Genomic DNA, 12,753 nt, shown 5'->3' with positions numbered 1-12,753 from the left:
CCCGCCTTTTGCAAAGGAGCAAAACCCCATGACCTTTGAAGTTGCCAACCCCATCCCCACACCCAGCATCGCCCCGCCGGACATTGTCCGCTGCGCCTACACCGAACTGGTGGTCACGGACCTGGAGCGGTCGCGGAAGTTCTACGTGGACGTGCTCGGCCTGCACGTCACCGAAGAGGACGAAAACGCCATCTACCTGCGCTCCCTGGAGGAGTTCATCCACCACAACCTGGTGCTGCGCAAGGGCCCGGTGGCCGCCGTCGCCGCCCTGGCCTACCGGGTCCGCACCCCCGAAGACGTGGACGTAGCCGAGGCGTATTACAAGGAACTGGGCTGCCGCACGGAGCGCCGGGCCGACGGCTTCGTGAAGGGCATCGGCGACTCGGTGCGCGTGGAGGACCCGCTGGGTTTCCCCTACGAGTTCTTCTTTGAGACCGAGCACGTGGAGCGCCTCACCCAGCGCTATGACCTCTACTCCGCCGGCGAACTGGTGCGCCTGGACCACTTCAACCAGGTCACCCCGGACGTGCCCCGCGGCCGCGCCTACCTGGAGGATCTGGGCTTCCGGGTTTCCGAGGACATCAAGGATTCCGACGGCGTCACCTACGCCGCCTGGATGCACCGCAAGCAGACCGTCCATGACACTGCCCTGACCGGCGGCGACGGCCCGCGCATGCACCACCTGGCCTTCGCCACGCACGAAAAGCACAACATCATCCAGATCTGCGACAAGATGGGCGCCCTGCGCATTTCCGATCGGATCGAACGCGGCCCCGGCAGGCATGGCGTGTCCAATGCCTTCTACCTGTACATCCTGGATCCGGACGACCACCGCATCGAGATCTACACGCAGGACTACTACACCGGCGACCCGGACAACCCCACCGTCACCTGGGACGTCCACGACAACCAGCGCCGCGACTGGTGGGGCAACCCCGTGGTCCCGTCCTGGTACACCGAGGCCTCCCGCGTCCTGGACCTGGACGGCAACCCGCAGCCGCTGACCTCCCGCACGGAGACCTCCGAAATGGAAGTCACCATCGGCGCCGACGGTTTCTCCTACACCCGCGAACCGGGCGAGGAAAAGGGCTTCAAGGTAGGCTCCCAGCTCTAACGCACGACGACGACGGCGGGCGCGCGCCGCCGTCGTCGTCGCGCCTTGAGCGCAACTACCCGCAACAAACCTCCCCGCTTCAGCGAACAGAAAGCAGCACGGTGCTAGATCAATCAACTCTCCAGGCGGTGGCCGACGAACTGGTCGAAGCCAAGCGGACCCGGACCCCGGTGCCGCTGCTGACCGCCCGCTACCCGGATATGACCATCGAGGATTCCTACGCGGTGCAGAACCTGTGGGCGGACCGGCTGCTGGCCGAGGGCCGGCAGCTGGCCGGGCACAAGATCGGCCTCACCTCCAAGGCCATGCAGGCCGCCACCGGCATCACCGAACCGGACTACGGCATCATCCTCGATGACATGGTGCTGGAAAACGGCGCCACCCTGGACTGGGATGCCTACACCCATCCGCGGGTGGAGGTGGAGCTCGCGTTTGTGCTGGGCAAGCCGCTGGCCGGTCCGCACTGCACGCTGTTCGACGTCCTGGACGCCACGGACTACGTGGTGCCGGCGCTGGAAATCCTGGATTCACGGATCGAGATGGAGGGCCGCACCATTGTGGACACCATCTCGGACAACGCGGCGATGGGCGCCATGGTGGTGGGCGGCAACCCGGTGCGGGCCGCCGACGTCGACCTGCGCTGGGTTTCGGCGCTGCTTTACCGCAACCAGGGCATCGAGGAAACCGGCGTGGCAGCCGGGGTGCTGAACCACCCGGCCGCCGGAGTGTATTGGCTGGCGAACAAGCTGGCCGTGCACGGCACCTCGCTGCAGGCCGGGGAAATCATCCTCGCCGGCTCCTTCACCCGGCCCATGTGGGTCTACAAGGGCGACACCGTGTTCGCCGACTACGGACCGTTGGGAACCATCACATGCCGCTTCGAATGAGCCCCGAGGAAACCTTTGCCGCCCGGCTTGCCGCCGGCGGCCGCCAGACCGGCATGTGGGTGTGCTCCGGCAGCCCGCTGGTCGCCGAAATCTGCGCCGGCTCCGGCCTGGACTGGCTGCTGATCGACGCCGAGCACAGCCCCAACGGGCTCGAATCCCTGCTCGCCCAGCTGCAGGCCGTACATGGCTACCCGGTGAGCGCCGTGGTCCGCCCGCCGTCCGGGGATGCGGTGCTGCTCAAGCAGTACCTGGACCTGGGGGCGCAGAACCTGCTGATCCCCATGGTGGATTCCGCCGAGCAGGCCGCCGAACTGGTCCGCGCCGTGCGGTATCCGCCGCAGGGCATCCGCGGGGTGGGCAGCGCGCTGGCCCGCGCCTCGCGCTGGAACCGGATTGATGGGTACCTGGAAAACGCCGCGGAGTCCGTGACCTTGCTGGTGCAGATCGAGTCCGCGGCCGCCGTCGAAAATGTTGCCGAGATTGCTGCCGTGGACGGGGTGGACGGCCTGTTCCTCGGGCCCGCGGATTTGGCTGCTTCCATGGGGCACCTGGGCCAGCAGGAGCATCCCGACGTGGTCGCCGCCGTCGAGCACTGCATCCGTGTGGCCCAGGCCGCCGGGAAACCGGTGGGTGTGAACGCGTTCGCGGAGGCCACCGCCCGCCGCTACATTGCCGCCGGTGTGGACTTCATTCTGGTGGGCGCCGACGTCGCCCTCCTGGCCCGGGGGAGCGAGGGGCTGGCTGCGAAGTACCTCCCTGCCGCTGAGGACGAGGCCCGCGCGAGTTACTGAGCGGGCCGGAGGGTTCGCGGGAATCGAGAAGGCACAAATTACCGTTTTTCGGCTGAAAATCGGTAATTTGTGCCTTTTCGTTTGGCTGCCAGCCTCGGGGTGAGTCGGTTTTCCCACGCTCTGGTACGGGTGGGGCGGATGTTTCCCCACGCGCCGCACCAGTAACATTCGGGGGGAATCTGTGCGGCCGGGGCGGAGGTCCGGCCTGCAAAATCGACCGGTTCGGGATATTGCTGCCGGTTTGGGTTTCTGCTGCCAGATTGCACCGGCAGCAGAAACCCGAACTGGCAGAAAGTTCATGCACAGGTCAGGGGTTCGATTCCCCTAGGCTTGGACTAACCGGACCGGACGTCCTGCCCGCACCGGACCGGCCGTTCCGGGAGTGGCGTTGCCTAGGATGGGCGCATGTCCCAGAATCCCGCCGACCAGAACCCTTCCGATTGGACCCCCGCCACCACGGACCGCCTGCTGCTGCGCCGGTTGGCCCCCGAGGACCGTGACGCCGCGCTGCGCATCCATCTGGATCCGCGGACCAACCGGCACAACCCCAAACAGCCCAGCCGGGAACGGTCCGAGCAGCTGATCCGGGACTTTCTGGCGCACTGGGAGCGGGAAGGCTTCGGCTACTGGTCGGTGGCCGAACGCTCGGCGCCGGACACCGTCATCGGCTTCACCGGCCTGCAGCGTGCCGTGGTGGACGGGCAGGAGATCCTGAACCTGTACTACCGCTACGATCCCTCCGCTTGGGGCAAGGGGTACGCCGCCGAAGGGGCGCGCGAGGCCGTGCGGCGCGGCCGGGAACTGCTGCCCGCCCTGCCGGTCATGGCCCGCACCACGGACGCCAACGTCGGTTCGCAGCGCACCGCACTGGCCGCCGGGCTGCAGCGGATCCGCAGCCTGGACCGGCCGTACGCCGGCGAGCTGGAGGTCTACTTCGCCCTCGGCTGGGAGGCGGGCAGTAGGTCAGTGGGCCGAGTTGCCGGCTAATCCTGCGGCCCAGGCGCGTGCGGCGGAGGAAGCAATCCCGTCGAGGCGCTCCGGGCCCATGACATGGCGGAGATTGCCGCCAATAGCCAGGTCGGTCACCCCGTGGGCAATCGACCACAACTCCGCTGCACGCTGAACAACGTCCTCCGCCGGGACAAAGGGGGCAACCGCTGCCTCGAGCAGCACCTGCACGCGTCCGGCCTGCTCCAGCAGCTCCGGGTAGGCATCCTTGTTGATGCCCGAACCGAACATTACGGCGAACCGCGTCGGGTCCTCGCGCGCAAACACCAAATAGGCCACCGCGATCTGCTCGGCCCGCTCACCGAGGCTGGATTCCAGCCGCAGACCGGCGAAATAGGTTTCCAGTTCCGTGAAGGCTTGCTGTGCGACGGCGGCCAGCATGGCGTCCCGGTCAGCAAAATGCCGGTAGGGGGCACCCGATGACACCCCGGCCCGGCGGGCAGCCTCGGCGACGGTGAACCCCCGGGGACCCCGTTCCCGGACCAGCGCAATGGTCGCTTCCAGCAGCGCGCTGCGCAGATTTCCGTGGTGGTAACTCGATCGTTCGGCCACAAACACCCCTTCCATGTATGAGGTTCTCACATTTGCGGTTAGGGTGCATGTAATAAGCACTTACATGGCCGCTTTGTAACCGTTGGAGGAAGCATGCAGTTCGAGAACACCACCGCCCTGATCACCGGAGCCAGTTCCGGGATAGGTGCCGAGTTTGCCCGTCAGCTGGCCCGCCGCGGAGCCGATGTTGTGCTGGTGGGCCGCCGTGAAGACGCCCTCACGGCGGTTGCAGCTGAAATCACCGCCGACACCGGCCGAAAGGCCCACGCGGTGCCTTTCGACCTGGGCGTGGACCGGGCCGGCATCCTCCTGAAGGAACGCCTCGACGACCTGGGCATCACTGTCGACACCGTGGTCAATTGCGCCGGCGTAGGCCTGACCAAGGCTTTTGCGGAGTCCAGTGAACAGGAAATCCACATGCAGCTGCAGGTGAATGCCGAGGTGCCGCTCGGGATCACCCGGGCGTTCCTGCCGGACCTGCTTGCTGCAGGGCGCGGGGTGCTGGTCAACGTCGGAAGCATGACCGGTTACATGCCCGTCCCCGGCATGGGGGTGTATGCCGCCGCGAAGGCGTTCCTGATCCGGTTTACCGTGGCACTTGCACATGAGGTCCGCGGCTCCGGTGTGGTGGTGATGGTGCTGTCTCCGGGGCCGACCCGCAGCGGGTTCTACGCACGCAGCGGCACCAGCACCGACGGAGCCCGGTTCCAGACCCCCGAGCAGGTGGTCCGCACAGCCCTGAAGGCCCTCGATCGCCGCAGGCCTCCGGTCAGCGTCATCGCGGGCCGTTCCAACCGCGTGGTCCGGCGCCTGGTCGATTTTCTGCCAGTCCGCACAGTTCTGCGGCTGGCCGAATCCCGGCCGGCGGCCTAAGCCGGGACAGCGCTCCGGGCCGACGAGCCCTCTGGCACAGCCGGCACGGCCAATAGGTAAACCAGCGCCGCGACCGGCAGCACCACGCCCAGGCTGGTGAACAGCTCCAGCGCCGGCGGGCCGGTGCCGCTCACCACGCCGGTCAGCGTGAAGGTGATGGTGATGGAGGAGAGCATAAACACCGGCACCAGCACCACCGCCAGCCCGACGCCGACCGCTCGGCCCGCTCCGCGCCGCCGTCGGGCGTGTACCCACAGCACGGGCAGCAGCAGTGCGATCCAGACCCAGTGGTGGAACCAGGAAATGGGCGAAATCGCGAGCATCACCACGGCGTTCGCGGTGACCGCTGCGACCCGGTCCCCGGCGCGGTCCATCCGGCGGATCACCAGGAAGCCCAGGACGACGACGGCGGCGCAGGCCATCAGCCACAGCGGGCGCTGCAGGGACTCGGGGACGCCCAGATGCGGGAGCAGCGAGTTCAGCGACACGTTGTACATTTCGGACGAATCGCCCACCCGGCTGGGATCGGAGAGCGAGTCGAACCAGAACTTCCGGGCCTGCTCCGCGGCGGCCAGCCAGCCGACGGCCACCGTGGCGGCGAAGGTGGCGCCCATGGTGAGGATGGCCCGCCAGTCCTTCCGGGCCAGGAAAATCAGGCCGAACGCCAGCGGGGTGAGCTTGATGCCCGCCGCCAGCCCGATCAGCACGCCGCGCGGCAGCTTCGACGACGCCGGCCGGAGCAGATCGGCCAGGACCAGCAGCATCAGCAGAGGGTTCAGCTGGCCGAAGCCCATCCCTTCCCGCCACGGCCCCAGCACCCCGATCAGCAGGGTCGCCAGAACGGTTAGGCCGGGCAGCCCGCCGAGTGCGGTAACGGCGCGCTCCGGCAGCGCGTTGTTGCTCATCAGGTAGCGGGCCGCGAGGAACGCCACCGCCACCAGGCACGCACACGCCGTGGCGGTCAGCAGCACCAGGCCCAGGGTTTCGGGCAGGAATGCGAACGGCACCAGCAGTACGGCCGCGAACGGAGGATAGGTGAACGGCAGGCCGCGGGTGTCGGTCTGCACCAGGCTCGGATCATAGAGCCGGTGCCCGCCCTGGCCCAGCAGGGCGCGGGCGCCTTCGCGGTAGACGGTGAAATCCAGTCCGTGGATCTGCGCGCCGAGGACCACCAGGAACAGCGCCACGGGCAGCCCGAGCCACAGCCAGAGGGCCTGCGCGCGGGTGCGGGGGCGGAGCTCCGCCGTCGTTAAAGCCATGCCTGCCAGTTTAGGCGGGAAGCGGACTAGCGGGCGGCGGGACCATCAGGGCGCCGCGGGTTGCCGCTGCAGGTCCAGGCGCATAAAGGTGCTGTGCGGGTCCTCGGTGTAGCTGCCGAACGGCGGGCAGTCGGTGAAGCCGTGCCGGGCGTAGAGCCGGCGGGCCGGGGCGAAGAAGTCCTCAGTGCCGGTTTCCAGCAGCAGGCGAAGGTAGCCGCGTGCGGTCGCTTCCCCGATGATGCCCCGCAGGAGCGTCCCGGCGACGCCGCGGCCCCGAACAGCCGTGGCCGTGCGCATGCTCTTGATTTCACCCTGCTGCGAATCGAGTTCCCTCAGCGCCCCGCAGCCCAGCAGTAACCCGTCTTCCCGCACCGTCCAGAACGTGACCGCGGGATCGAGCAGGGCCGCTGGGTCCAGGGCATGCACGCTTTCCGCAGGCGACGTGGCATACATGTCCGCCAAATGCTCCTGCATCAGCGCCAGGACATCGGGAGCCGCGGGGTCGCCGCGGCCCAAGTCCATGCCCTGCGGTCCCGACGCGATCACCGTGTGCGCGGGTTCGGCTTCGCGGCCAGGGCCCGCTGCGCGGCGAGGATCGCCGACAGGGTTCCGGCCTTGGCGTGGTTCTTGTCCTGCTCGGCGGCCGCGCCGGGGGAGCCTGCTGCCGCAGTGGAACCGGACTCGGCGCCGGTCTCCGCCGGGGCCTGCAAAGCCAGTCGCATGAAAATGCTGCCCGGATGCGCCTGGTACTTCCCGAACGGCGGGCAGACCACAAAACCGTGGCGCTGGTACAGGCGCCGGGAGGAGGCGAAGAAGTCCTGGGTGCCGGTTTCCAGCAGCAGGGACGCATACCCGCGGGTCCGCGCATCCGAGATGATCTGCTGCAGGATCACCTGGCCCACACCCAGGCCGCGCGCGTGCGGGGAGGTGCGCATGGAGGTGATTTCAGCGCAGAATTCGGTAATGCCGTTTCCGGGAGCCGGGCGGAACTCCTTCATGGCACCGCAGCCGAGCAGTGTGCCGTTCTCGCGCACGGTCCAGAAGGTCACCGACGGGTCCTTCAGGTACGGCGGGGTGAGGCCGACGGCGCCGGCTCCCAAGCCGGGGTACAGCAGGTCGCGGTTCTGCGCCAGGAGGGAGATGACGTCGGGCTTGGCCGGATCGTCGCGGAGCAGGCTTACCTGGCGCGGCTTCTGGTCTCCGGACTGGGTGGGCCGGAGGGTGCGCAGGGTGTCGTGGAGCGAGGGCTGCGGGGCAGCCGGGGCGGCCCGCTGGCCCGGGGCGGCCCGCTGGCCCGGGGCAGCCCGCTGGCCCGGGGCGGCAAAGGGAACGGGTGCCGGGGTCTTGATCGGCGGCGTTGGGATGAATTGGGACATTGTTGCTACTTCTTCTTCCAACGAGGGGACGGAGAGGGGAGGGGTTTCCGGCGGAACGGCCGGTGCTGGTGACGATGCCGGGTCAAGCGAAAGTGCTGGGGCAAGCGAAAGTGCCGGGTCGGGGGCAAGGGCTGGCGCCGGTGCAGGTGCCGGTTCGCCCGAGGGAACCGGGGCGGCCGTGGACTGCGGTGCAGGCACGGTTGATGCCTCGGGGGCGGAGTGGACAACCTCGCCGGGCTCGCGCCGTCGTCGTGCCCAGTTCCGCACCGGCACCACCAGCAGGGCGCCCGCTGCAGCGGCACTGACGCCGTACAGGACCAGGTCCCACCGCGAACCCCCGCGCACCGCATACGTTTCCCGGAGCGCGGCGGCCGCGCTGAAGGAGGCGATATAAAACGCCGGCGCGCCCAGCGCCAGCAGCCCCAGGTGCCAGTTCGCCGTGCCCCGCGCCGAGGGAAGCTTGCCGCGCAGGCCGGCCACGAGCACTGCCAGTGCAGCCAGGCAGCCGAACCCCGCCCACGCCATGACCAGCGGAGCGGAGAGGCTGGTGCCGGCGTCGGCCAGCGTGCGGGAAATGTCGTCCAGGGACGCTCCGGGAACCGCGGCCCGGGGATTCCAGACGAGGATGTGGAACAGTCCGACGGCGGCGTAGGCGCACACAGCGGAGCAGCCGGCGATACCCCACCAGACTGCTGCAGCTGTTGGGCCCCCGCCACGTCTCATGCGCTGAGTCTAACCGCTGCTCCCGGCCGTTCCGCGGCGCCCCTCCAACGTGTCAGGGCGGTGTCACAAACGGGAAAATGCGGGGAGAGCCGGCGGCGGTCCGCCCCCGGGTACACGGCTCAAACCGCCGCTTACCTTTCCGCCGGTTTCTGGGCCGTGACCGCTTCCAGGACCCGCTGGAATCCCGGCTCAATCCGGACGCGCATCCGGCGGTCCTCACCTGCATGGGTCAGCTGGTCGTAGCCGGTTCCGTTCCACCAATAAACGTATGGACTGATCTGGCCGGGCGAATCGCTGTATCCCCTGGCGGTAAGGATGGCCATGTTGTTGAGCGCGGCCAGCACTGAGTCATCCTCAATGACGTGGAACATCAGCTGGTGCCGGCTGGGGATGCTCATCAGCCAGCCGAAGTCCTCGCGGACCTGTTTGCCGGTGAGCTCCGTGGCCAGCCCCGGAAGGAGCAGAGCCCTGCTGGCGGTGTAGAAGGACGAGCCCATCAGGATGTTGAAAGACGCGTTTTCCGGTGAGGTCACTTTTTCCAGGAGCTCGGTCTTCAACCCGGCAAGGTTCGCCATGCCCTGTTTCCGGAGTGCCTCCCAGCCACCGAAGGTCCGCGCATTTTCGTGCCGGAACACAGCGACGCTCTCCGGAAGGTCCAAGGCGAGCATCTCGACCACACCGGGCGCGAACTCCCGGTAGGGATGGTTGCCGAGTCCGGGAATGCTGGATTCATCGTAGAGGCGGGCGAAAGTGTGGCCGGGAATGTCCGCGGCGGGCACGGTATCGAAGGGTGAGGGGGCGTCAAAGCTCCTCAACAGCTGCTGGAGATGGACGCTGATCAGGGACCGCCATGCCGGTTCCGGCTGCGGGCTGCAGGTGGCGGCTATGTTCCAGAATCCGAACTTGCGGCCTGTGCCGTCCACTGCATGATCCGGGTAAACGGTCACCTCGTACCCCAGCTCGGCGAAAACCTGCCGGGTGAGCGCCCGGAAATGATTCGCCGTGGTGACGGAGAAGAACGTCAGGTGCGGATCCGGGCTCTCTGCTCCGCCCGGCTGCCTTTTCTTAAAAATTCCCACGGGGACTCCCCTTCGCTGAGCCGGTCAATAGAATTCCCATCAAGCCAATTCACGTCGCGCTCAGCCTAAGGAGTCCTGCACCCTGCGCCGGGATAGACATGCGGAACACCCGGGGGAATTCTTCGGCCCGGCCGGTCAGGTGTCCAGCTTGGCCAGCAGGCCCGCCAGTGTCTTCCGTTCGTCCTCGTCCAGGGGTGCGAGCAGCCGGTGTTCGGTGGCCACATGGTCCGGCAGGGCGGCGTCGACGGCGGCGCGGCCGGCATCGGTGAGCGCCACCTGCTTGCCGCGCCCGTCGGCGGCGTTGGGGGAGCGGCGCACAAACCCCTGTGCCTCCAGCCGGTTCAGCCGCTGCGCGATGGCGGCGGAGGTAACCATGGAACTGGCGGTGAGCTCGCGGGGGCTGAGCGTGTACGGCGGGCCCGAGCGGCGCAATGTGGCCAGCACGTCAAAGGACGCCGCATCCAGGCCGTGCGCAGCGAAAGTTTCCGCCAGCTCGCCGTCGAACCGGCGCGCCGTCCGCGACAGCCGGCCCACCACGGCCATCGGTGAGACGTCGAGGTCCGGGCGCTCGGCCGCCCACTGCTGCAACACCCTGCCCACATGATCAGTCATGCCCCGACCCTAGCAATTCGCTAAGCACTTAGCTACATTGGCTAAGTGCTTAGCAAAACATGGACACTGACCGCGACGACGGCCCTGGCGCCGGTCGTCTGGGGTACCACCTACATTGTGGCCTCGGAGCTGCTGCCGCCGGACCGGCCGCTGCTGGCGGCCCTGCTGCGCTCGCTGCCGGCGGGGCTGCTGCTGCTCCTGCTGGTCCGGCGCCTGCCCCGTGGCGGATGGTGGTGGCGTTCGGCGGTGCTGGGGACGCTCAATATCGGGCTGTTCTTCGCCCTGCTGTTCGTTGCCGCCTACCGGCTGCCCGGGGGAGTGGCCGCCACGGTCGGTGCGGTGCAGCCGCTGCTGGTGGCGCTGTTTGCCTCGCGCTGGATCGGCGAGCGGCTCACCGGGCGGAAAGTGGCGGCCGGCGCGGCCGGACTGGCCGGCGTAGGGCTGCTGGTGCTGCAGGCCGACGCGCGGCTGGATGCGCTGGGCGTGGCGGCCGCGCTGGGCGGCGCAGTGGCCATGGCCGCCGGGGTGGTCCTGACCAAGAAATGGGGCACCCCGGAGACGCTGCTGGCGACTACCTCCTGGCAGCTGGTGGCCGGTGGCCTGTTCCTGCTGCCGGTGGCCCTGCTGGCGGAGGGGCCGCCGCCCGCCCTGACAGGCACCAACCTGGCCGGGTACGCCTATCTGGGTCTGGTCGGCACCGCGCTGGCGTACTCGCTATGGTTCCGCGGCCTGCACCGGCTGCCCGCTTCCGGGATGGCGCTGCTCGGGCTGCTCAGTCCGGTAGTGGCGGCCGCGGCCGGCTGGCTGCTCGTGGGGCAGGCGCTCAGTCCGGGCCAGTGCCTGGGTGCCGCGGTGGTCCTGGCCACCCTGGTGCTGGCGGGCCCCGCGGGTGTGCGGCGGGGCGCTCCGGGTCCCTCCGGTTTGGGAAATCCCTGCCACTGCGCAGCGGAGGGATTTCCCAAACCGGCAGGAAATACACAATCCGACACGCCAAGGTCGCACTTCCCCGCATAGTCATGTGCAATACATATATTGCTCACATGACTAACCGGGAAATGCGCGAACCCACGTTCCTGATCCTCACAGCCCTGGCCCGCAGCAGGCAGCACGGCTACTCGCTGCTCACCGAAACCAAGAAACTCTCCGGCGGGCGGGTGGCACTGAAGCCGGGCAGCCTCTACACCAGCCTGGACCGCTTGCAGGAGGAAGGCTTGGTGCAGGACGCCGGCGAGGAAGTGGTGGCCGGACGCCTGCGCCGCTATTACGCGCTGACGGATGCCGGGGCCGAAGCCCTGCACGTCGAGGCCGCAAGGATGGACGCCGCGGCGAGCGCCGCCCGGCAAAGCCTGAGCCTGCGGGCCAAGGGGGCAACTGCATGAGCGACGCCCTGGAACGCCGGTACCGCCAGATGCTGCGGGCCTACCCGTCCCGCTGGCGCAGCAGGCACGGTGAGGAACTCGTCGGGGTGATGCTCGACGTCGCCGCCGCCGAGGGAAGGCAAAAGGCCACGCGGTCCGAACTGGCGCACGTTGTGCTGCACGGAGCGGCGGCCCGGGTGAACCAGTATCTGCCCCGACGACACCGGGACCGGCTGGCCGCCGTCGGCTGCATCGGCGGCGCCTCGCTGGCGCTGGTGATGCTGGTCCTTGGCGAACTCGGACGCTGGTTCCGGTGGAACAGTTACAACTTGGTGGATCATCCGTTCGGGGCCTTCACTACCCCCGCGGTGATCGTGTTTATCCTCACCCTCACGGCCTTCGGCGCTGTGGCTGCACACCGTCGGACCACCGCGAAGATCCTGCATGGCGCCGCCCTCGCGGCCGCGGTCGGCGTGGGGATTACCCTCGCGGTGACCGAGCCAAGCATTAAAGTCCATCCGCTCGTGTTCTGCTTCTTCGCTGCCGCAAACCTGCTGGCACTGCTGGGCAACCCCGTCCGGACCGCACGGCTGCATGTGTTCATCGGTGCACCGGCGCTGGGCGTCCTCATCACGGCAACCAGCTACCTGCAGGGCGGCGGCGCGCAGCGGACCTTCTGGGGCGGGCCGTACCTGATCAACGACCAGCGGCTGGCGTTCTGGTTCCTGGAACTGCTGGTAATCGCGGCGCTGCTGGCCGCTGTCGGACCACGAATCCGGCCATGGGCCTGCCTGCTCCTCGTCCCATTGACGTCCCTGCCGCTGTCCGGATTGTTCCTCTGCTTGGGTGGCAGCAGTTCCATCGGGCTGATCGGGATCCCGCCGGAATTCTTCTACGGGCTGTGTTCCGTAGCCGGCCTGGTCAGTGCCTGGGCGGCTTGGAAGAGCCCGGTCATCAGCTTTTCCAGGAACAGCACCGGCACCACCACGGCCTGAACCGACCGGTTTGGGAAATCCCTGCCGGTGCGCTGCGGAGGGATTTCCCCAAGCGGCAGGGAACGCGCAAACCGTAGGCATTTCGCGCTCCAAATCCCCGCCGTTTGTGCATTTTCCCGCGGTGCG

At 68.2% G+C, this 12,753-nt stretch carries 14 protein-coding genes; 8 read left to right on the top strand and 6 right to left on the bottom strand.

Features of this window, described 5'->3' with window-relative positions; translation table 11 throughout:
* Positions 1-28: 28 nt before the first annotated feature.
* From hpaD to LJ754_RS04425, 4 genes are all read left to right on the top strand, one after another.
* Positions 29-1,114 carry a 3,4-dihydroxyphenylacetate 2,3-dioxygenase gene (gene hpaD / locus LJ754_RS04440; RefSeq protein WP_227925674.1) on the top strand — a complete coding sequence of 362 codons (1,086 nt, stop codon included), beginning with the start codon at positions 29-31 and terminating at the stop codon, positions 1,112-1,114.
* A 101-nt stretch (positions 1,115-1,215) separates the two neighbouring features.
* Positions 1,216-2,001 (top strand): 2-oxo-hept-4-ene-1,7-dioate hydratase, encoded by a 786-nt coding sequence (gene hpaH / locus LJ754_RS04435; RefSeq protein WP_227925673.1) that lies wholly within the window; start codon positions 1,216-1,218, stop codon positions 1,999-2,001.
* On the top strand, positions 1,986-2,792 hold the full coding sequence (locus LJ754_RS04430; protein ID WP_227925672.1) for an HpcH/HpaI aldolase family protein: 807 nt from the start codon (positions 1,986-1,988) through the stop codon (positions 2,790-2,792). Before hpaH ends, LJ754_RS04430 begins: the two co-directional genes overlap by 16 nt.
* A gap of 405 nt (positions 2,793-3,197) precedes the next feature.
* Positions 3,198-3,779, top strand: coding sequence for a GNAT family N-acetyltransferase (locus LJ754_RS04425; protein WP_227925671.1), 582 nt, complete (start codon positions 3,198-3,200; stop codon positions 3,777-3,779).
* Here the strand turns inward: LJ754_RS04425 and LJ754_RS04420 are convergent.
* Positions 3,756-4,352 carry a TetR/AcrR family transcriptional regulator gene (locus LJ754_RS04420; RefSeq protein WP_227925670.1) on the bottom strand — a complete coding sequence of 199 codons (597 nt, stop codon included), beginning with the start codon at positions 4,350-4,352 and terminating at the stop codon, positions 3,756-3,758. The two genes, LJ754_RS04425 and LJ754_RS04420, sit on opposite strands and share 24 nt — an antisense overlap.
* Positions 4,353-4,445: 93 nt before the next feature.
* On the opposite strand from LJ754_RS04420, the gene LJ754_RS04415 reads away from it, so the two are divergent.
* The gene (locus LJ754_RS04415) at positions 4,446-5,225 is read left to right on the top strand and encodes an SDR family NAD(P)-dependent oxidoreductase (protein WP_227925669.1); all 780 of its coding nucleotides are present in this window, start codon (positions 4,446-4,448) and stop codon (positions 5,223-5,225) included.
* Here LJ754_RS04415 and LJ754_RS04410 read toward each other — a convergent pair.
* The 5 genes from LJ754_RS04410 to LJ754_RS04390 all read right to left on the bottom strand — a co-directional run bounded on the left by LJ754_RS04410 (position 5,222) and on the right by LJ754_RS04390 (position 10,274).
* Positions 5,222-6,484: a glycosyltransferase 87 family protein gene (locus tag LJ754_RS04410; RefSeq protein ID WP_227925668.1), complete on the bottom strand. Its 1,263-nt coding sequence runs from the start codon at positions 6,482-6,484 to the stop codon at positions 5,222-5,224. The genes LJ754_RS04415 and LJ754_RS04410 overlap by 4 nt on opposite strands.
* Positions 6,485-6,529: 45 nt before the next feature.
* Complete coding sequence (locus tag LJ754_RS04405) at positions 6,530-7,006, bottom strand: GNAT family N-acetyltransferase (RefSeq protein ID WP_227925667.1); 477 nt, start codon at positions 7,004-7,006, stop codon at positions 6,530-6,532.
* Between the two features lie 20 nt (positions 7,007-7,026).
* Positions 7,027-8,583 carry a GNAT family N-acetyltransferase gene (locus tag LJ754_RS04400; protein ID WP_227925666.1) on the bottom strand — a complete coding sequence of 519 codons (1,557 nt, stop codon included), beginning with the start codon at positions 8,581-8,583 and terminating at the stop codon, positions 7,027-7,029.
* 131 nt (positions 8,584-8,714) lie between these two features.
* The gene (locus tag LJ754_RS04395) at positions 8,715-9,662 is read right to left on the bottom strand and encodes a hypothetical protein (protein ID WP_227925665.1); all 948 of its coding nucleotides are present in this window, start codon (positions 9,660-9,662) and stop codon (positions 8,715-8,717) included.
* A gap of 135 nt (positions 9,663-9,797) precedes the next feature.
* Positions 9,798-10,274 (bottom strand): MarR family winged helix-turn-helix transcriptional regulator, encoded by a 477-nt coding sequence (locus LJ754_RS04390; protein ID WP_227925664.1) that lies wholly within the window; start codon positions 10,272-10,274, stop codon positions 9,798-9,800.
* Between the two features lie 45 nt (positions 10,275-10,319).
* On the opposite strand from LJ754_RS04390, the gene LJ754_RS04385 reads away from it, so the two are divergent.
* From LJ754_RS04385 to LJ754_RS04375, 3 genes are read left to right on the top strand one after another with little or no spacing between them, the layout of a single operon-like run.
* A complete protein-coding gene (locus LJ754_RS04385; protein WP_227925663.1) occupies positions 10,320-11,288 on the top strand; it encodes an EamA family transporter in 969 nt (322 codons plus the stop codon).
* Positions 11,289-11,314: 26 nt separating this feature from the next.
* The gene (locus LJ754_RS04380) at positions 11,315-11,653 is read left to right on the top strand and encodes a PadR family transcriptional regulator (RefSeq protein WP_227911924.1); all 339 of its coding nucleotides are present in this window, start codon (positions 11,315-11,317) and stop codon (positions 11,651-11,653) included.
* Positions 11,650-12,627: a hypothetical protein gene (locus LJ754_RS04375; RefSeq protein WP_227925662.1), complete on the top strand. Its 978-nt coding sequence runs from the start codon at positions 11,650-11,652 to the stop codon at positions 12,625-12,627. Before LJ754_RS04380 ends, LJ754_RS04375 begins: the two co-directional genes overlap by 4 nt.
* The last annotated feature ends 126 nt before the right edge of the window (positions 12,628-12,753 follow it).

This window comes from Arthrobacter sp. zg-Y40, assembly GCF_020731535.1.
Classification (GTDB): domain Bacteria; phylum Actinomycetota; class Actinomycetes; order Actinomycetales; family Micrococcaceae; genus Arthrobacter_B.
This window is presented reverse-complemented; position numbering and strand designations above follow the sequence as displayed.